Raw genomic sequence first — 18,539 nt, 5'->3', positions numbered from 1 at the left:
CGGCCACCGGGTCGACGCCACCCAGCACGCTCACCAGGACTCCGGTCGCCGACGGCGTCCAGGCAGGTCAACACCGCCCAAAAGACCGGCGAACAAGCCGCCTCCGGCCGCTCACACCACCACGCAAGCCAAGTGCACAGCTCGGCCACCGGGTCGACGCCACCCAGCACGCTCACCAGGACTCCGGTCGCCGACGGCGTCCAGGCAGGTCAACACCGCCCAAAAGACCGGCGAACAGCCCCGGCCGCTCAACACCACCACGCAAGCCAGGTGCACAGCTCGGCGACCGGGCCACCGGCCACCGGCCACCGGCCACGCTCACCAGGCCTGCCCGTCATCGGAAGCGTCGAGGCACGTCAACCCCGCCCAAAAGACCGGCGAACAAGCCGCCTCCGGCCGCTCACGCCACCGCGCGAGCCGGGAGCGCTGCCACGCGCACAGCTCGGCCACCGGATCATCGCCACCCAGCGCGGTGTCGACCGCGATCACCAGCTCGGCCATCGGGTCCGCGCCGGGGACAGCCGCCGACGTCGGGAGCGCCCACACCGTCGCCGCCACCAGGCTTGCTCCGGCCGCGACCGCCGCGAGCAGCACGCCGAACGGCTCGGGCAGGCCGAAGTCGCTTGCGCTGGCGCAGCCGATCAGCGCTACCCGTGCCGGCATCGCGGCCACTCCGGACAAGGCGAGGTCGGCGGCGGTGAACGGCCGGTGCGCCCCGATCGGGTCCGCCGTGCCGGGCAGTTCGGCCGGGCAGGACAGGTGCAGCGCCGTCTGCGCGCCGTGCTCGTCGCGGACCAGGCTGACGTGCCCGGCGAACACCAGCCGCGAACACGGCTCGGCCAGCAGCCGGGCGAGCAGCCGCCGGTCGGTGTCGGTGCGGCGGACCAGGTCGAGCCCGCGCTCGGCCGCCGGCCGGACCGGACCGGCGGCGAGCCGCGCGTCCAGGTGGCGGATCAGCGGCGACGCCGGCTCCTGCTTGCCGAGCACCGAACCCAGCTCCCCGAACGCGCTCTGGCCGGGGATCCGCGGGTCGAGCACGTACACCGGCGGCCCCTCGGCGGCGCGCGGCGGGCGGCGCGGGATCCCGGCGGGCGCGAGCAGGGAGACGTCGGCGATGTCGAGGACGCGCTCGTCGCCGTCGAAGCACGTGCCTTCCTCGCCCGGCTCCAGCACGCGATCCGGACGGCGGTCGGGCAGGGCGAGCAGGCCCCACGGCACCGCGGCGAGACTGGGCGAGGGCTGCACGCGCAGGAGCGGTCGGCGGCCACCGGCGGCAGCCGCCCGCAGCCGCGCGACGAGGTCGGCGGGCAGCAGGTTGAGCGCGAGCACCCGGGACAGGCGCTGTTCGCCCGCGAAGCCACCGAAGGCGTCCGCGCCCAGGGAGCGCCGGACGGCGTCGGCGACGCTCTCCCCCGCGCGCGGCGTCGGCGAGGCGGCGGCCAGGACCTCGCGGGCCGTCGCGACCAGTGCGGCGCCGATCGGGTGGACGTGGACGGTGCCGAGGTCCCCGGTGGTCCGCCAGCTGAGGTGGGTGTGGCCCGCGTCGGCGTAGCGCAGGAGGAACGTCTCGCGCCCGGGCTCCGCGGCGGGCCACGTCGTGACGGGCCCGGCGGCCGGGCGGGGCGAGCCGTACCGCTCGGCGGCGACGTCGAGCCAGCGGTCCAGCTCCATCGGCGAGTCCGGCGACCAGCGCAGCGCGGGCGGCGGGGCGAGCCGCAGCGGCAGCGACGCCGTGACCGAACCCAGCGCGGCCAGCGGAAGCCCGGCGGCGGGCGGGGCCGGTTCGGGGACGGGCAGCGTGCCGGTCAGGTCGAGCGCGGGTGCCCCGGTGCCGGTGTACGCGCCGACCGCGCAGGTGCGCTCGATCAGCTCCGCGGCCAGCCTCGGCTCCTTCAGCCGGGCCAGCAGTGTCATCAGCAGTTCGGTCGCCGGGCCCGCGACGTCGCGGGCCCACGCCGTGCGCGCCCGCGGCGACGCGAACTCGAAGCGGTAGTCCGCCGCCGCCAGCGCCACCGGGAGCAGCAGATCCAGCACGGCAGGCAGGTCTTCGCCGCGGGCGAAGCCGATCGTGGCCGCCACGAAGTCGGTGTGCAGGCGCTGCAGCCACTCCCCGGACGCCCGCGCGCGCGTCACGTGCTCCTCCGCCGTCGCCCAGTCCCCCTCGGCCGCCGCGCACCGGGCCAGCGCGACGTCGAGCCGGCGCAGGCCCGGCGTGTCGCCGTTGACCCTCCAGAGCTGCCCGGCGTGCTCGAACTGGTCGCGAGCCTGCCGGGGGTCGCCCGCGAGCAGCAGGAGCGTGCCCAGCGCGTGGCTCGCCTCCGCCACGTCACCGGTCGCGCCGGTGGCCGCGAGGGCGTCGCGGGCGGCTACGATCGCCGCGACCGCGCCCGGGAAGTCGCCGCCCAGCGCGCGGTCCGCGGCGAGGTCGATGGCGAACTTCGCGCCTTCGTGCCGGGCGTCGAGCCGGACCAGGTCGGCCCGCGCGTCCGCGTTCTCGCCGCCGGCTTGGCGGAGGCGGGCGCGTTCGGCGCGCGCCATCACCTGCAGCGACGCGACCTGGTCGCGGGCTCCACCGGGGAGGGTTTCGAGCGCGGCGAGGATTTCTTCGAGGGCGGCCAGCGCGCCGGCCGGGTCACCCGCCGCCACCTGGACGCGCACGTCGAGGATGCGCAGCTCCAGCTCGTCGGTACCGTGCGGGTCGAGCAGCTCGGGCGGGTACTGCCCCGGCCCGGCCGCCTTGCGCAGCGCCGCCCGGTGCCGCTGGCCCGCGATCAATTCGCGGGCGCGGTCGACGTCACCCTCCTCTGTGGACAGTGAGATCAGCACGCGATCGGCGACCTCACGGGATCCTTCGACCATCCGCAGCTCGGCGTACTGTCCGAAGTGGACGGCCGCGGCGGCGCTCACCGGGAAGTCGGCCAGCACGGCCTCGGCGCACTGCCGCGCGGTGCGCAGGTCACCCGCGGCGTACCGGAGGGCGGCCAGATCGCTCAAAGCGGCCAGTTCGAGGTCGGTCCGGTCGAGCCGCTGCGCGAACTGCCGCAGCCGGGCGTATTCCTGGTGCGCGCCCGCGAAGTCCCGCGCCGCGGCGAGCCCCTTCGCCCGCTGCTGGGCCTCGGAGGCGCTGACGAGCAGCTGCCGGTACTCGGCTTCGGTGAGCGAGCACGCCGGAAATTCGCCGTACGGCGCCGGATCGAGGCCGAAGTGCCGCGCCACGCACCGGCAGTTGTAGCCGTGCGCACTGGCCCCCGCCAGTTCGGCGGGCAGCGGCCGGTCCGGCGGGTTGAACGGTGGCGGCAGGCCGACGAGCACGTCAGAACTCCTCGCTGTCGGCGGCGGACACGGCCCGCTCGGCCAGCGTCCGGGCTTCCGGCGGCAACCCCTCGCGGGCCCGGACGAGCGCGACCACGTCGGCCCGGTCCTCCCGCGTCGTCCCGATGATGTTCTCGGCCGTCACGCCGACGACGAGTCCGATGTGGACATCTCCGGTCAGGTCCGCCGCACCGGCGAAGTACCCGGCACCCAGCCGCAAGGGGACTTCCGCGACGACCTCGCCCTCGCGGGTGGCGAACGCCGTGAGGGCCGCGTCGGCGAAGGCTCCGGCGACCTCGACTTCCAGCCGGGTGGCGGTCGGCGCGGCGACGATCCGCCAGGTCACGGTGTCCTCCGCGGCATCGAGGATCCCCGGCGGCACCCGGGCCCAGTCGACGCTCGTCCGGCCTCCGGCCACGATCCCTTCCGCGGACAGGCTTCCCGCGGAACCCGCGGCCAAGGCGTACGCCCGCTGTCCCGGCGAGACGGCGGCCGCCAGTTCGGCCGCGGCTTCGGCGCGCACGACGTCGTCCCGGTCGTCGAACCAGGCGGACAGCCGACGGCACAGGTCCCGGACTTCGCCGGGGACCGCGGTTGCCGCGAGTCCTTCCGCGGCGGCGTCGAACAGCTCCCCCGGCGTGGCCTCGAAGCCGTCGAGCACGCCCTCGGCCACGGCCGTCGTCGCGACCGCGGCTTCCAGGTCCAGCAGCGCGGGGTCCAGGGACGGCACGCCGAGGACCGGGCTCGCGGGCCACCACCGGCGGGCCCACAGGAGCAGCGCGAGCGCGGCCGGTTCCGGCCGCGCCGGCACCTCGACGTGCCCGGCGGTGAGGGCCGCGAGCGCGTGCTCTTCGCCGACGAGCCGCGTCAGCCACGGTTCCGCGGCGGCGGCGTCGCTCAGCTCGACGCGCATCGTCGCGGGCGCCCCGGCGAGCAGGCCGGCCAGCGCGAACCGGATGAGGCCGCCGTCCGCCGCGACGACGGGGGTGTGCACCGGGTGCGTCACGACACGACCTCCAGGTCCGGCAGCCGGGCCACGAGCGCGCGGCGCACCTTCGTCCGCAGGTCCAGCGAGGTGGAGCGGACGACGCCGGTGACGAGGTCCCGGACGTCGCCGGCGTCGGCCGGGAGCTCGCCGCGGACGTCGAAGCCGTGCAGCCGGATCCACAGCCGGCCGAGGAACTGCTTGGCGAACTCCCGCAGGTCGCGCACGAGCTCGGGGTCCGGCCGCGGGGTGAGCGGCGTGGTGCCGGCCAGCGCCCGGCGGGCGTGCAGCACGTACCCCTCGCGCGCGACCTGGGCGGTGAGCTGCCGGGCGAACGCGGACGCACCGGGCGCGCCACCGTCGAGCGGCCGCAGCGCGGGCGCGAGGACGACGCCGAGCGCGAAGCAGGTGGCCAGCGCGGGCAGGCCCAGCCCGAACCCGGCGGCGGCGCGGGCGAGTTCGTCGTCGACGAGGGTGTCCACGCCACCGCGTTCGTCCGCGGGAAGCCGCCGCAAGGTGGCGCGCACCCGGCGTTCGACACTGCGTTCGAGCAGCTCGGGCCCGGTTTCGTCGCGGCGCCGCAGCGGGGGCACGGCGGTGCGGTCGCCGCGCTGCAGCCCGAGTTCCGGCGATCCGGGAACCGCTTCGACGCCGCCGGGACGCCGCAAGGCGAGTCCCAGGGCGTGCCCGGCGGCGGAGCCTTCGAGCGCGCGCCAGGCGTCGTCGCCGAGGTCGTCCGCGAAGGCGTCGAGCAGCGCCACGGCGGCTTCGGGCGCGAGAACGGGATCGGTCCCGTCCTGCCAGTGCCGCTGAAGCCGGGTCGTGAGGTCGGCCGCCACCCGGGGATCGGCCAGGTACGCGGCCAGCCGCGCGACGCCGGCTTCCTCGCCGTCGCCGTGCAGCTCGCGCAGGGCGGCCGCGGCGGTCTCCGGGGCGTCCGGGCCGGGTGCGCCGGACCCGGTCGCCAGTTCGTAGGCCAGGGGGAAGCAGACGTCCTGGACGTCGCCGGCGGTGATGCGCAGCGCCCGCCGCTGCCGCTTGAGGTGCGTGAACCACGCGGCGGTCGCCCGCAACCGCGGGGCGTCGGCGGCCACCAGCGCGGTCAGCTCCGCCGCCTCGGCCGGTTCGAGCAGCGGCCGCCCCAGCCGCGGCCGCGCGGCGGTGCGCACGACCAGCGGATCGATGATCTTCTTGACCGTGCGCGTCAGCGGTCCGCCGTCAGCGGCCGACAGGACTTCGACCCCGGGAATGCCGGCCCACGCGGCGGCGAGCACGGCCGACCGCAGCCGCGCACCCCCCGATCCGGCCACCGCCACCCCCTCGCTCTCCCCGTACTTTACGAGACGGCGACGGCCGCCGGTCCACGACGAGGCGCCGCGGCTGCTGCCGGCTGTGGAAGTCCTGTCCCGTCTTGCGGCCCGGCTCGCCCGCGGCCACCTCGTCCCGCAGCAGCCGCGACGGCGCGAACCGCTCGCCAGGCGTCTCGTGCGAGTACTCCGCGATCGCCGTCCGGACGTCCGGTCCGGCGGTGGCCCTTGCGAGAATGGCGGCATGGCCGACACCGCGACGAACCGGACCGCCCGGCGCGGCAGGCCCGGGTACGACCTGGAATCCCTGCTGCGCGTGGCGGTTTCGGCGTTCACCGAACGCGGCTTCGACGGCACCAGCATGGAAGACCTCTCCCGCAAGCTCGGCATTTCGAAGTCGGCGATCTACCACCACGTGCCGAGCAAGGACGAGCTGCTGCGCCTGGCGGTGAACCGCGCCCTCGACGGCCTCTTCGCCGAAGCGGCCGCGCTGGCCGGGTTCGAGGGCCGTGCCGTCGACCAGCTCGAACACCTCGTGCGCGCGAGCGTCGGCGTCCTGATCGACCAGCTCCCGTTCGTGACGCTGCTCCTGCGCATCCGCGGCAACACCAAGGTCGAACGCGCGGCGCTGGCCCGCCGCAAGGAGTTCGACGGGATCGTCGCGGACCTGGTGACCCGGGCGGCCGCGGACGGCGACCTGCGCCCCGACATCGACCCGGACGTCTCGGCGCGGCTGCTGTTCGGCATGGTCAACTCGATCGCGGAGTGGTACCGCCCGCGCGGCGGCACGTCGGCACCGGCGATCGCGGACGCGGTCGTCGTGGTGGCGTTCGACGGGCTGCGCCGCCACCCCTGACCGGCGAACCGTGGTCGACGGCGCGTTCGTAAACCGGTGGCGGCGCGCGATGGGCGCTGCTACCTTCCCGGGGACCGTGCGAGAGACCGAGGAGGTGGTACCCGTGAACCAGACGACGTGGGTGCTCTCCTCCGGGGTCACGGTCGGGCGATAGGTCGCCCGGGAGCGCCGTTCAGCAGCTCTCCCGGAAGGCACGACCATGCACTTCACCTCGGAAACACACCTCGGGGACGGCGTCCTCGAGCGCGGATTCACCCTCGGCGACGTCCCCGGCATCCTGTGGACGCCCGAGTCCCCGGCCGGACCGGTTCCGCTGATCCTGCTCGGCCACCCCGGCGGCCTGGGGAAGATGTACCCGCGGCTGACGGCCCGGGCCCGGCACTCGGTCGCCGACGGGTACGCCGCGGCCACCATCGAGCTGCCCGGCAGCGGCGACCGGCCCCGGCTCCCCGCCGTCGACGAAGCCCGCGTCGAGCTGCGTCAGGCGCTGGCGGCCGGCGAGCCGGTCGGCGACGAGATCGTCGAGCGGCTCATCTTCCCGCTGGTCGACCAGGCCGTGCCGGAATGGCGGGCCACGCTCGACGCCCTCCTCGCACAGCCCGGGATCGACGGCCCGGTCGGGTTCGCCGGCGGCGTGCTCGCCATCGCCGTCCGGCTGGCGCTGGTCGAGCCGCGCATCGCGGCCGCCGTCCTGTTCGCCGGGAGTTTCGTGCCGCGCCGCATGATCGAGGAGGCCCGGCAGCTCACCACCCCGTTGCTGGTCCTGCTGCAGTGGGACGACGAAGGCAACGACCGGCAGCTGGCGCTCGACCTCTTCGACGCCTTCGGCGCCAAGGAGAAGACGTTGCACGCCAACACGGGCGGCCACACCGGCGTCCCGGCCTTCGAGGGCGACGACGGGAGCCGCTTCTTCGCCCGGCACCTGAAGTGAGTTGGCGGGACGCCAGGCTCCCTGGCCTGGCGTCCCCCCGGTCAGCCCGTCAGAAACCGGGAAACACGCGGCGCAGGTCGTCGAGCGTGACGGCGCCTTCGACGGTGACACCCTGGTCGTACGGCGCCTTGAGCCGGCCGCTCAGCAGCCGGACGAAGGCTTCCGCCGGCCCGTCGAACGTCGCGGACGGCGCCTCGAGGTGCGGTACGACGGTGACGGCGTCATCGATCACGAGACCGCCGCCCGGCACGCCGACGGAGACCGGGTTCGCCAGCTCGGCCGGCTTCGCGAGGAAGCTCAGCATGAAGCCGACGGGCCCGGCGAGGAGGTCGAGGAGCACCTCGGCCGAGCCGGCTTCCACCCGCGCGTCCGGGTCCACGCCCACGCGCACGTCCCAGGAGTGGTTGGCCACCTCGCTGAGCCGCATCCCGAGCGCGGTCACCAGCGGCACCGGCTCCGGCAGGAACCCGAGGTCGACGGTCAGCGACGAACGCTGCTCGGGCGTGAGCGCCTCGACCGTTTCGACCCAGCGCCCGTTGTGCTCCAGGAAGCCCTCGGCCTGCGCGCGCGGCGTGGACGAGTCCCAGCGGGCCCAGATCGTCTGGTTGTCTTCGGCGTCGACGCTCTCCCCGGCGGCCCGGCGAATCGGCGCGAGGCCGATCTCCGCCCCACTGCCGAGGTGCGAAAGCGCCTGCGCGACGGTCCATTCCGCGGCACCGCTGGTACCGGCCAGCTGCTCGTCGGTGAGGGTACGAGTGAGTTCGGCCAGCACGTCGTGCTCGGCCCGGAGAGCGGCGATCGTGCGATCCACGAGTTGATCCATGCCCAGCTCAACTCCCGGACCGGCCCGGGTGTTCCACCGATCACCGCCTGCGATGCGAGGCCGGGCAGCCCGGCTCCCGGACGGGGACCCGTGTCTCCCCGATCACCGCCCGTTATGTGCCGATCGACACCTTTGCAGTTAGGTAAGCCTGACCTTATTGTTCTCGCGTGCCCCACGTCCCCCACCCCGCCGACACCGGTGTCGACGCCCGCGAGATCGATGTCGCCTACGGCAGCGACGTCGTCGTCCGTGCCGCCTCCCTCTCCCTGCGCGCCGGTACCGTCACCGCGCTGATCGGCCCGAACGGCAGCGGGAAGTCGACGCTGCTGCGCGCGCTGGCGCGGCTGCACCCGCCGGTCGCCGGGTCCGTCACCTTCGCCGATGGCGCGGACCTGCGTGCACTGTCCGCAAAGGACATCGCCAAGCGGATCACCCTGCTGTCGCAGCAGCGGACCGCGCCGGGTGGCGTGTGCGTGCGGGAGCTCGTCGAGTTCGGCAGGCACCCGCACCGGTCGCGCTGGGGCGGGCGCGACCCCGAGGGACCCGCCGCCGTCGAGCGGGCGCTGGAGCTGACCGGGCTGGCCGGCCTCGCCGAGCGGCCGGTGCAGGCCCTCTCCGGCGGGCAGGCGCAGCGGGTGTGGCTCGCGAGCTGCCTGGCCCAGGACACCGCGCTGCTGCTGCTCGACGAACCCACGACCTTCCTCGACCTGCGCTACCAGGTCGAAATCCTCGACGTCGTCCGCGACCTCGCCGACCGGCAGGGGGTCGGGGTCGGCGTGGTGCTGCACGACCTCGACCAGGCCGCGGCGGTCGCCGACCGGGTGCTGCTGCTCGAGGGCGGCCGGGTCACCGCCGAAGGCTCCCCCGCCGACGTGCTGACCCCGGCGCACCTCAGCCGTGCCTACGGCATCCGCGTGGACGTCGCGCTCGACCCCGCCGACGGGCGGATCCACGCCCGCGCCGTGGGCCGCTTCAACGACACCGCTGCGCGGACCGCGTCGGTCTGACCCATCGAAACAGGAGAACCATGCGCATCACCCGGATGATCCTCGGCCTGACCGCGGCCGCCACGTTCTTCGTGGCCGCCTGCGGCACCACCGAGGAGCCCACGAGCAACGCGGCCGCCACGAGCGAAGCCGGCCCCGTCACGGTCGTCGACTCGCGCGGCAAGGAGGTCAAGCTGCCCCACCCGGCCAAGCGCGTCGCGGCGACCGAGTGGAACGGCGTCGAGCACCTCGTCTCGCTCGGGGTCATGCCGGTCGGCGTGTCCGACATCAAGGGCTACGGCCAGTGGGTGAGCGCCGGGAAGCTCGACGGCACCCCGAAGGACATCGGCACCCGCGGCGAACCGAGCCTCGACACGCTCGGCTCGCTGGGGCTGGACCTCGTGATCGTCACCGACAGCGTGACCGAGGGCGCGCTGGAGCAGATCGAGGCGAAGGTGCCGGTGATCGTCATCAAGGGCGGCAACGCCCAGGACCCGATCGCCGGGATGTACGCCGGCTTGGACGTGATCGCGAAGGCCACCGGCACCGAAACCAAGGCCGCGCAGCTGAAGTCCGAGTTCGAGCAGAAGCTCACGACGGGCCGCGCCGAGGTCGAGAAGCTGGGCGCGCTCGGCCAGAAGGTCGCGTTCTCCGACGCCTACGTCACGTCCGGCTCGGTCAGCATCCGGCCCTACACCAAGGGCGCGCTGGTGTCCGCGGTGTTCGGCAAGCTCGGCCTCGAAACCGCGTGGCCGATGGCGGGCGATCCCGCCTACGGCCTCGCGCAGGCCGACGTCGAGGGCCTGACCCAGCTGCCCGACGTCCGGTTCTGGTACATCGCCAACAACGCCGACGGCGACCCGTACCAGCAGGAGCTGGCGAACAACGCGATCTGGAAGAACCTCCCGTTCGTCAAGAGCGGCAAGGTGCGCCGTTTCCCGGACTCCCTCTGGATGTTCGGCGGCCCGAAGTCCATGGAGCAGTTCGTCGACGCGGCCGTCGGCGCGCTGAAGAACTAGCGGTGCTCACCCTGACCAAGCCCGGCCCGCCCGCGGTCCGCCGCCGCGGGCGGGCGGCGCTGCTCGGCACCGGGCTCGCCGCCCTGCTCCTGCTCGGTTCGGCGGTGCACCTGACGCAGGGCACCGCGAGCGTCGACGCGCTCGACGTGCTGCGGCTGGTGTTCGGCGGCGCGTCCGGCGACACGACGGCGGTCGTCGTCGAGTCGCGGCTGCCGCGGCTGCTCTCGGCGCTGCTGGTCGGCGCCGCGCTCGGCGTGGCCGGCGCGGTGCTGCAGTCGGTGTCGCGCAACATCTTGGCGTCGCCGGACACCCTGGCCGTCAACGCCGGGGCGCACCTCTCGGTCGTCGCCGTCGCGGCGTTCGGCGTCTCGCTGCCCCTGCTGGGTGCGGCCGGCGTCGCGTTCGCGGGCGGGCTGGCCGCGGCGGTGTTCGTGCTCGCGCTGTCCGGCACCGGCGGGACCGGGATCGTGCGGCTGGTGCTCGCGGGCACCGCGATCGCGCTGGCGCTGATCTCGGTGACCCAGGTCCTCCTGTTGCTGTACGCCCAGGAAACCCGCGGCCTGTTCGCCTGGGGCGAGGGATCGCTGGAGCAGAACGGGCTCGCCGGGGTGCGCACGCTCGGCCCACTCGTCGGCCTGGCGCTGGCCGCGCTGCTCGGCCTGGCCCGGCGGCTCGACCTGGTCCACGTCGGCGACGACCACGCCCGGACGCTGGGTGTCCACGTCGGACGGGTCCGCTTCGCCGCGATCGGGCTGGCCGTGCTGCTGGCCGCGGCGGCGGTGACCCTGGCGGGTCCCATCGGTTTCGTCGGCCTGGCCGCACCTGCGCTGGCCCGGCTGCTCGCGCCGGTCGTGCCGGGCCTGCACCGGCACGCGGCGCTGATCCCGTTCTCCGCGGCGCTGGGCGCGGTGCTCCTGCTCGGTGCCGACGTGCTGCTGCGCGCGATCATCAGCCCGCAGCGCGCCCTGGAAGTGCCGACCGGCGTCGTGACGACGATCCTCGGCGCGATCTTCCTCATCGTGCTGGCCCGCACCGCCCGGATCACCTCGGCGACCGCCGAACCCCCGGCGGCCGGCGCGCGAAGCGGCGTCAGCGCGATCCGGTACCGGGTGGTGCTGGTCGTGCTGGCGCTCGCGACGGTCGGCGTCGCCGTGGGCGCGGTCCTGCTCGGGGACGCGAAACTGCTGCTGGGTGACGTCGTCAACTGGCTGAGCGGCCAGGCGGGCCCGCTCGTCACCGGCGTGCTGGACACCCGCGTACCGCGTGTGGTCGCCGCGCTCCTCGCGGGCGCGGCGCTGGCGCTGGGCGGCGCGCTCACCCAGGCCGTCGCCCGCAACCCGCTGGCCGAACCGGGGATGATCGGGGTCGTCGGCGGCGCGGGCCTCGGCGCGGTCACCGTGATCACGCTCGTGTCCGGGGTCGGGTTCTGGACCCTGACCGGCGCCGCGGGCCTGGGTGCCGCCCTCGCGATGGCCGTGGTCTTCGCGGTGGCGGCCCGGGGCGGTTTCACGAGCGAACACCTGGTGCTGATCGGCTTCGGCGTGCACGCGGCGACGCAGGCAGTGGTGACGCTGCTGATCACGCTGTCCGACCCGTGGAACGAGACCAAGGCGCTGACCTGGCTGGGCGGCTCGACCTACGGCCGGACCATGACCCACCTCGTGCCGATGGCGCTGGTGCTGGTGCTCGCGGTGCCTGTGCTGGTCCGCATGCGGCGCGAGCTCGACCTGCTGGCGCTGGACGACGAGACACCGCGGGTGCTGGGCGTGCCGGTCGCCCGGTCACGCTTGCTGCTGCTCACGTGCGCCGTGCTGCTGACCGGCGCGGCCGTCGCCGGGATCGGGGTGCTCACGTTCGTCGGGCTGGTCGCCCCGCACGCGGCGCGCGCGATCGTGGGCAGCCGGCATTCCCGGCTGCTGCCGGCCGCGGCGCTGCTGGGAGCGATCCTGGTCTGCGTGGCGGACACCGTCGGCCGCACGGTCATCGCTCCCGGCCAGCTCCCGGCCGGATTGATGACCGCGATCATCGGCGCGCCGTACTTCGTGTGGCTCCTCTACCGGCACCGCCGTGGTTCAGCCCTTTCCCGGTGACCGGCAGCAGGAACCGGTAACCGCGGCTACGCGGCCCGAACCGGCACCGGGCGGTCCCGGCATGACCGTCCACTTCGGACGCCGCCTCGCGGTGGCGGTTCTTCGCCTGGCCGGGGTGCTCGTCGCCACCCCGGCCAAGGCCGCCGTCCCCGGCCGGATCACCAACATCGGCTGCCAGTGCCTCGAGGCCCCGGCAGCACCCCGCGTGCAGCTGTGGTCGTGCACCGGCCCGGCCCAGACGTGGACCCTGCCCGCTGCCGACGGTCCTTGCCCACCAGGCCCGTTCGGCTCCCCGCCACCCGCGAACCACTTGAGCGCCACCAAGATCCGCGGCGGCTTCACCTTCCTCGAGGGTCCGATGTGGGACAAGGCGAGCCAGGCCCTCCTGCTGACGAAAACGCGACCGGAAGATCTACCGCTACCCGGTGAACGCCGATGGGAGCACGGGTGCGCGCAGCGATTTCGCGTCACCGGGCGGAACGGACGGCGGCACGATCGACTGCGCGGATAGCGTGTACCAGGTGACCTGTGGCGACGGGATCGTCCACGTCCTGTCACCATCGGGCGCGGAGCCGGGGACGATCTCGGCGGGGCGCAACGCCACGAACGCGGCGTTCGGCGCGCCGGACGGGAAGACGTTGTACATCACGCCGGGAGCCCCTTCGCGCGGCGGGGAAAGCGGTGATTTCGGGCTGTACAGCGTCCGGCTGAACGTCCCCGGCCGGCCGTACTAAACCGCGGGGCGGCGGAAGGCGTGTGCGACACCGACACCCCGGACCAGCCGGGGCTCGGCAAGAGGAGCACACCGATGTCGTTCCGTAGAATCGCGGCGGCCGCAGGGCTCGCGCTCACCGTGGCGCTGTCCGTGGCCATGCCGGCTTCCGCTGCCCCGGTCAGTGGCGTCGCACCGGCGTCGGCCGCCGTCTCACCGGTGTGCTCCGGCACCGAGGGGTGGGGCAAGATCGCGTACCAGGTTGCGTCCGGTACAACTGCGACCACGACAGCTGCCTGGACCGCGGCTACCTCGGCCTGGTGAACCGGGCCACCAGCGCTCGCACGGTTCACTGGGAGCTGGAGACGTCCCTCTACTTCGACGGCACAGAGCCCATCTACGACGACAGCGGCAGCATCACCCTGGCGGCGGGCGAGCAGCGGACGATCTTCGCCCGTCTCACCTACCAGACCCCGTGCGGATCCAGGACCCGCGAGTGGCTCAAGATCCAGTACGACAGCGCCGGCTGGAGCCCGGCGATCAGCGTGTCGACGGTGATGCCCTGCGTCTGACGGCGGGGTTCAACCGGCGACGACTTCGCGGACCGTCGCCAAGACTTCGTCCGGGTGGTCGAGGTGGACGCTGTGCGTCGCGCCCGGCCAGCTCACCAGCTGCGCGCCGAACGCCGTCACCAGGCGTTCGTGGGCGCGGTGGACCGCGTGGTCCGGTTTGCGCCTCCGCCGTCACCACCACCGACGGGAGGCGCGGGAGGTCGGACTCGCGCAGGTCGCGGGCCAGGTCGGTGACGCCGCGGACCGCGCGGGCCAGCGTCGGGATGTCGAGGTCCGCCGTGCGCTCGAGGGCGGCCTGGCAGTCCGGGCGCAGGTCGCGGCCGGTGCGCAGGGCCGTCGTGCGGAGGGCTTTGGCGAGCACCTGACGCAACCCCGGCACCGCCGACAGCCGGCCGAGGACCCTCATCGTGCGTTCCAGGCCCGCGCAGACCTTGGCGTCGTTGATCGGGGTCGGGTCGAGCAGGACCAGGCCCGCGACCAGCTCGGGGCGCTCGCGGGCGAGCAGGACGCCGACGGCGCCACCGAGGCTCTGGCCGACCACCACGACCGGACCGAGGCCGAGCCGTTCGACGAGCGAGCCGAGGTACGCCGCGGCTCCGGCCAGCGAGCCGTCCACAGTGGATGCCCAGGTGCCCGGCCGGTCGTGCCGGATCATGCGGGCGCCGGGATCGGCCACCAGCCCCTCGGGCAGGCCGGGGAAGAAGTCGTCACAGCCCTCGGCGCCGCCGAGAAGCAGCAGCACCGGCGGCGACAAGGAGGTTGGCCGTGGTCGCCGCACCCGAGCGGATCGCCGCGGTGGTGCGCGGTGAGCTGCTGGACGGCGCGCACCCCGTCGGCACCCGCTTCCGCGAGGAAGACCTGGCGGCCCGCTTCGACGTGGGCCGCCACACCGTCCGCTCGGCGCTGCGGCTGCTGGCCGACCGCGGCCTGCTGCGCCACGAACGCCACCGCGGGGCGGTCGTCGCGCCGCTGAGCCGGGCGCGCATCGACGAGATCTTCGACTACCGCAAGGTCCTCGAGCTCGGCGCGCTGCGCATGGCCCTGGATCGGGGCACGGACCTGACCCCGGTCGTCACCGAGGTGGAACGGCTCGAAGCACTGGCCGAGCGGACCCCACGGCCGTCGTGGCGCAAGCTGACGGAGGTCCACGGCGCAATCCACCGCGCGATCGTCACGGCGGCGGGCAACGACCACGTGCTCGACAGCTACCACCGCTGCGAAGACGAGGTCCGCCTCCTCCTGGCCTTCGTCCGCCCCGCCTTCGACGCGGCGACGATGGCGGCGATCCACCGCCGCCTGGTGGTCAAGCTCAGCCTCGGCGGCGAGGCCGCGACGGACGCCTTGACGGAGGACATCGACCAGACGGGCCGAGCCGCCTTGCTGACGGCGCTGCGCCGGGCGGAGGAAAGCGCCCACCGCCTCGGCCGGTGAAACGCGCTGGACCCCCGGCAGGCTCCATGCTAGAAATAGAACCTGTTCCAGTTTTCACCGGCGCCGGGGAGGTCCGTGGATGAGCGTCCCGACGGTGACCGAGCTCCTCCTGGCCCGCGCCGGCGACGAACGCCCGGGCCTGCTCTTCGAAGACCGGACCTGGTCCTGGACCGAGCACGTCCAAGCCTCCGCACGCCGCGCGAGTGACCTCCGGACGGCACTGGACCGGGACAAACCGCCCCACGTGGGGATTCTCGCCGACAACGTGCCCGCGTTCTCGATCCTCCTCGGCGCCTGCGCCTTCGCCGGGGCGGTGCTCGTCGGCCTCAACCCCACCCGCCGGGGAGACGCACTCGCCCGGGACGTCAAGCTCGCCGACTGCCAGTTCGTGCTCGCCGAACCGAAGTACCGGACCCTCCTCGACGGACTGGACCTCGGCGACATCCGCGTGCTGGACCTGGAATCGGGGCTACCCGCGGCGAACACCCCGGCCGAGCCCGTCGCCGCCACCGCCGACGACCTGCTCATGCTGATCTTCACCTCCGGCACCAGCGGTGACCCGAAAGCCGTCCGTTGCACGCACGGCAAGATCGCGTTCCCCGGCGCCATGCTCGCCGACCGCTTCCGGCTGTCCACATCGGACACCGTCTACGTCACGATGCCCATGTTCCACTCCAACGCGATCATGGCGGGCTGGGCGGTCGGCCTCGCGGCAGGCGCCCGGATCGCCCTGCGCCGCCGGTTCTCCGCCTCCGGTTTCCTCCCCGACGTCCGGAAGTTCGGCGCCACCTACGCCAACTACGTCGGCAAACCACTGTCCTATGTGGTCGCCACTCCCCCGCGCCCGGACGACGCGGACAACCCCCTGCGCCTCGTCTACGGGAACGAAGGGGCGAGCGCCGACCTCGCCGCGTTCGAGAAACGGTTCGGCTGCAAGGTCGTCGACGCGTTCGGGTCCACCGAAGGCGGTGTGGGGTTCGCCCGCACCGAGGACACCCCCGCCGGTTCGCTCGGCAGGCCGGCCGGTGACGTCGCCATCCTGCACCCCGACACCGGCCGCCCGTGTCCGCCGGCCGAGTTCGACGGCCGAGGCCGGCTGGTCAACGCCGGCGAGGCCGTCGGGGAGCTGGTCAACACCACCGGCGCGGGCTGGTTCGCCGGGTACTACCGCGATCCCGGGGCCGACGCGGAACGGCTGCGCGACGGCATGTTCCACACCGGCGACCTCGCCTACGCCGACGCCGCCGGGTTCTGCTACTTCGCCGGGCGGCTCGGGGACTGGCTCCGCGTCGACGGCGAGAACCTCGGCACCGCACCGATCGAGCGGATCCTCCTGCGGCACCCCGCGATCACCGACGCCGCCGTCTACGCGGTGCCCGATCCGGTGACCGGCGACCGGGTGATGGCCGCCATCGTCACCGACGGCACGCCGCTCGACCCCGCCGGGTTCGGGCGCTTCCTCGCCGGCCAGCCCGATCTCGGGCCCAAGCAGGTACCCGACTACGTGCGCACGGTCCGGGAACTGCCGCGGACGTCGACGTTCAAGGTCGTCAAGCGGCAGCTCTCCGCGGAAGGCACGAACTGCGCCGACGTGTGGGAACGCGCAGGACTCGACTACACCAGCCGGTAGCCCGCGGCCGAGAACTCCGCGGTCAGCGCATAGCGGTCGCCGCGCACCAGCGTGTGGCGCCACTCCACCGGGCGGCCGCGGGCGTGGCTGAGCCGGTTGATCGCGAACGCCGCCACGTCGTGCGCGCACGCGAGCTGGACGCGCTCGGCCGCGGTCGGGATCACCGCGCGCACCTCTTCACGGCCGTGGTCGAGCCGCACCCCGGTGCGCCGCGCGAGTTCGGCGTACAGGCCGGTGTGCGTGAAATCCGCGGGCAGCAACGGTTTCGCGAGCGCGGCCGGCAGCCAGACGCGGTCGAGGGCCAGCGGCTCGTCCCCGGCCAGGCGCAGCCGCTCGAGGTACACCAGCGGCGTCGAGGCTTCGAGCTCCAGCCGCTCGGCCACGAGCGCGTCCGCCCGGACGTCGAAGGTCCGCACGACGCTGTGCTGCGAAAGCCCGGCCGCCTCCACCGAGGCGAACAGGCTGTAGAGCGCCCCCAGCGGCTGGGCGATCTCGGCCGGCGGCGCCACCCGGGGCTGGCGGCCCCGCTCGGCGACGATGACCCCGTCCGCGCGCAGCTGCCGCAGCGCCTGCCGCACCGTGCTGCGGCTCACTTCGTACTCCTCGACGAGCGCCAGCTCGCCCGGGAACTGATCGGTGAATTCGCCGGCATCCAGCCTGGTCAGCAGCTCGCGCTGGAGCTGGCGCCAGAGCGGCTCGGAGCCGGAGCGGCTGAGCGTCCGCGGTGGCATGACTTCCTCCCGGCTGGTCGCGGCCGACCCTACCCGTGGCCAAATGTCCGTACATCATCTAAGTTGAATGTACGTACATTTCAGCACGGAGGAAAACGGTGACCACGATCCGGAACGCCCCCGCCGCACCGCCGGCGCCCGTCCGCCGGCCGGGCGTGGCACCCGGCCTGCTGGTGGCCGTCGCGGTCGCCGCGGTCGCGACGGCGCTGGGCACGCTGGTCCCGGTCGTCGGCGGCCCGGTCTTCGGCATCCTGCTCGGCGCGCTCGCCGCCGCCGTCGTGCCGCGGCTGCGCGGCGAGCGCTGGACGCCGGGCTACGGAGTCGCGTCCAAGACCGTGCTGCAGGCTTCGATCGTGGTACTGGGCACCGGCTTGTCGCTGCGGCAGGTGCTGGCGGTCGGCGGCGGCTCGCTGCCGGTCATGCTCGGCACGCTGGCGGTCGCCCTCGGCGGCGCGTGGCTGCTCGGCCGGTGGCTCGGCGTCCGCGGCGACACGCAGACGCTGATCGGCGTCGGCACCGGGATCTGCGGCGCGTCCGCGATCGCCGCGACCACCGCGGTCCTCAAGCCGAAGCAGGCCGACGTCGCCTACGCCCTCGGCACGATCTTCACCTTCAACATCGCCGCCGTCCTGCTGTTCCCGCCGCTCGGGCACCTGCTCGGCCTGAGCCCGCACGCCTTCGGCCTCTGGGCGGGCACCGCGATCAACGACACGTCTTCGGTCGTCGCGGCCTCCTTCGCCTACGGCGACGACGCCGGTTCCTACGGCCTGGTCGTCAAGCTCACCCGCACGCTCACCCTGATCCCGATCGTCATCGTGCTGGCCGTCCTCAAGGCCCGCCGCGAAGCCCGGCAGGCCGGACCGGGCGACACCGTCGCCGCGTTGCCCTGGCGGCGGATCGTGCCCCTGTTCCTGCTCGGTTTCCTCGCCGCGGCCGCGCTGAACAGCCTCGGCGTCATCCCCGGCTCGTGGCACCCCGCCCTCTCGGCGCTGGGCACGTTCCTCATCACGACGGCGCTGGCCGGGATCGGGCTTTCCCTGCGCCTGGCGGACATGCGGCGGGCGGGCGCCCGGCCGCTGCTGCTCGGCGGGCTGCTCTGGATCGCCGTCGCCGCGACGAGCCTCGGCCTGCAGTCCCTCACCGGCACGCTCTGA

17 protein-coding genes and 1 pseudogene are annotated in these 18,539 nt (G+C 74.2%); 11 read left to right on the top strand and 7 right to left on the bottom strand.

What is annotated here, in order from left to right:
• Window positions 1-318 precede the first annotated feature (318 nt).
• The 4 genes and pseudogenes from AB0B33_RS27130 to AB0B33_RS27115 form a co-directional block, all read right to left on the bottom strand.
• Window positions 319-3,312 carry a hypothetical protein gene (locus AB0B33_RS27130; protein WP_360776826.1) on the bottom strand — a complete coding sequence of 998 codons (2,994 nt, stop codon included), beginning with the start codon at window positions 3,310-3,312 and terminating at the stop codon, window positions 319-321.
• Window position 3,313: 1 nt separating this feature from the next.
• Complete coding sequence (locus AB0B33_RS27125) at window positions 3,314-4,318, bottom strand: hypothetical protein (protein WP_360776824.1); 1,005 nt, start codon at window positions 4,316-4,318, stop codon at window positions 3,314-3,316.
• Window positions 4,315-5,607 (bottom strand): hypothetical protein, encoded by a 1,293-nt coding sequence (locus AB0B33_RS27120; RefSeq protein ID WP_360776822.1) that lies wholly within the window; start codon window positions 5,605-5,607, stop codon window positions 4,315-4,317. The genes AB0B33_RS27125 and AB0B33_RS27120 overlap by 4 nt, the downstream gene beginning before the upstream one ends.
• Before the next feature lie 82 nt (window positions 5,608-5,689).
• A pseudogene (locus AB0B33_RS27115) lies at window positions 5,690-5,833 on the bottom strand (3-hydroxyacyl-CoA dehydrogenase family protein); the annotation flags it as partial.
• Window positions 5,834-5,848: 15 nt separating this feature from the next.
• Here AB0B33_RS27115 and AB0B33_RS27110 point away from each other — a divergent pair.
• Together AB0B33_RS27110 and AB0B33_RS27105 are read left to right on the top strand one after the other, a co-directional pair.
• Window positions 5,849-6,460 (top strand): TetR/AcrR family transcriptional regulator, encoded by a 612-nt coding sequence (locus AB0B33_RS27110; protein ID WP_360776820.1) that lies wholly within the window; start codon window positions 5,849-5,851, stop codon window positions 6,458-6,460.
• A gap of 199 nt (window positions 6,461-6,659) precedes the next feature.
• Window positions 6,660-7,391 (top strand): alpha/beta hydrolase, encoded by a 732-nt coding sequence (locus AB0B33_RS27105; RefSeq protein WP_360776818.1) that lies wholly within the window; start codon window positions 6,660-6,662, stop codon window positions 7,389-7,391.
• Window positions 7,392-7,440: 49 nt separating this feature from the next.
• Here AB0B33_RS27105 and AB0B33_RS27100 read toward each other — a convergent pair whose 3' ends face one another.
• Window positions 7,441-8,202: a maleylpyruvate isomerase family mycothiol-dependent enzyme gene (locus AB0B33_RS27100; protein WP_360776816.1), complete on the bottom strand. Its 762-nt coding sequence runs from the start codon at window positions 8,200-8,202 to the stop codon at window positions 7,441-7,443.
• A gap of 227 nt (window positions 8,203-8,429) precedes the next feature.
• Here AB0B33_RS27100 and AB0B33_RS27095 point away from each other — a divergent pair, with 227 nt between their 5' ends.
• The 6 genes from AB0B33_RS27095 to AB0B33_RS27070 all read left to right on the top strand — a co-directional run bounded on the left by AB0B33_RS27095 (window position 8,430) and on the right by AB0B33_RS27070 (window position 13,593).
• A complete protein-coding gene (locus AB0B33_RS27095; protein ID WP_360776987.1) occupies window positions 8,430-9,221 on the top strand; it encodes an ABC transporter ATP-binding protein in 792 nt (263 codons plus the stop codon).
• A gap of 20 nt (window positions 9,222-9,241) precedes the next feature.
• Window positions 9,242-10,219: an iron-siderophore ABC transporter substrate-binding protein gene (locus tag AB0B33_RS27090; RefSeq protein WP_360776814.1), complete on the top strand. Its 978-nt coding sequence runs from the start codon at window positions 9,242-9,244 to the stop codon at window positions 10,217-10,219.
• Between the two features lie 2 nt (window positions 10,220-10,221).
• Window positions 10,222-12,309 carry an iron ABC transporter permease gene (locus AB0B33_RS27085; RefSeq protein WP_360776812.1) on the top strand — a complete coding sequence of 696 codons (2,088 nt, stop codon included), beginning with the start codon at window positions 10,222-10,224 and terminating at the stop codon, window positions 12,307-12,309.
• A 61-nt stretch (window positions 12,310-12,370) separates the two neighbouring features.
• Window positions 12,371-12,820, top strand: a complete 450-nt coding sequence (locus tag AB0B33_RS27080) for a hypothetical protein (protein ID WP_360776993.1) — start codon at window positions 12,371-12,373, stop codon at window positions 12,818-12,820.
• The gene (locus tag AB0B33_RS27075) at window positions 12,735-13,043 is read left to right on the top strand and encodes an SMP-30/gluconolactonase/LRE family protein (RefSeq protein ID WP_360776810.1); all 309 of its coding nucleotides are present in this window, start codon (window positions 12,735-12,737) and stop codon (window positions 13,041-13,043) included. The genes AB0B33_RS27080 and AB0B33_RS27075 overlap by 86 nt, the downstream gene beginning before the upstream one ends.
• 217 nt (window positions 13,044-13,260) lie before the next feature.
• Window positions 13,261-13,593, top strand: a complete 333-nt coding sequence (locus tag AB0B33_RS27070) for a hypothetical protein (protein ID WP_360776808.1) — start codon at window positions 13,261-13,263, stop codon at window positions 13,591-13,593.
• On the opposite strand, the gene AB0B33_RS27065 is transcribed toward AB0B33_RS27070, so the two are convergent.
• Entirely contained in the window at window positions 13,562-14,335 is a 774-nt protein-coding gene (locus AB0B33_RS27065; protein WP_360776806.1) for an alpha/beta fold hydrolase, read from the bottom strand. The genes AB0B33_RS27070 and AB0B33_RS27065 overlap by 32 nt on opposite strands.
• Before the next feature lie 23 nt (window positions 14,336-14,358).
• Here AB0B33_RS27065 and AB0B33_RS27060 point away from each other — a divergent pair, with 23 nt between their 5' ends.
• Both AB0B33_RS27060 and AB0B33_RS27055 read left to right on the top strand, forming a co-directional pair.
• Entirely contained in the window at window positions 14,359-15,024 is a 666-nt protein-coding gene (locus AB0B33_RS27060; protein WP_360776804.1) for a GntR family transcriptional regulator, read from the top strand.
• 79 nt (window positions 15,025-15,103) lie between these two features.
• Window positions 15,104-16,654, top strand: coding sequence for a long-chain-fatty-acid--CoA ligase (locus tag AB0B33_RS27055; RefSeq protein ID WP_360776803.1), 1,551 nt, complete (start codon window positions 15,104-15,106; stop codon window positions 16,652-16,654).
• Here the strand turns inward: AB0B33_RS27055 and AB0B33_RS27050 are convergent.
• Window positions 16,639-17,385 carry a GntR family transcriptional regulator gene (locus AB0B33_RS27050; protein ID WP_360776801.1) on the bottom strand — a complete coding sequence of 249 codons (747 nt, stop codon included), beginning with the start codon at window positions 17,383-17,385 and terminating at the stop codon, window positions 16,639-16,641. The genes AB0B33_RS27055 and AB0B33_RS27050 overlap by 16 nt on opposite strands.
• Before the next feature lie 98 nt (window positions 17,386-17,483).
• Between AB0B33_RS27050 and AB0B33_RS27045 the strand changes: the two genes are divergently transcribed.
• A complete protein-coding gene (locus tag AB0B33_RS27045; RefSeq protein WP_360776799.1) occupies window positions 17,484-18,539 on the top strand; it encodes a putative sulfate exporter family transporter in 1,056 nt (351 codons plus the stop codon).

The sequence above is a fragment of the Amycolatopsis sp. NPDC049159 genome (assembly GCF_040648295.1).
GTDB classification, from domain to species: domain Bacteria; phylum Actinomycetota; class Actinomycetes; order Mycobacteriales; family Pseudonocardiaceae; genus Amycolatopsis; species Amycolatopsis pretoriensis_A.
This window is presented reverse-complemented; position numbering and strand designations above follow the sequence as displayed.

Bases quoted from the DNA above. Each gene is read 5' to 3' on its own strand.
- AB0B33_RS27050 (WP_360776801.1), bottom strand. From the start codon at position 17,385: ATGCCACCGCGGACGCTCAGCCGCTCCGGCTCCGAGCCGCTCTGGCGC.
- AB0B33_RS27080 (WP_360776993.1), top strand. From the start codon at position 12,371: ATGACCGTCCACTTCGGACGCCGCCTCGCGGTGGCGGTTCTTCGCCTG.
- AB0B33_RS27110 (WP_360776820.1), top strand. From the start codon at position 5,849: ATGGCCGACACCGCGACGAACCGGACCGCCCGGCGCGGCAGGCCCGGG.
- AB0B33_RS27090 (WP_360776814.1), top strand. From the start codon at position 9,242: ATGCGCATCACCCGGATGATCCTCGGCCTGACCGCGGCCGCCACGTTC.
- AB0B33_RS27105 (WP_360776818.1), top strand. From the start codon at position 6,660: ATGCACTTCACCTCGGAAACACACCTCGGGGACGGCGTCCTCGAGCGC.
- AB0B33_RS27055 (WP_360776803.1), top strand. From the start codon at position 15,104: ATGAGCGTCCCGACGGTGACCGAGCTCCTCCTGGCCCGCGCCGGCGAC.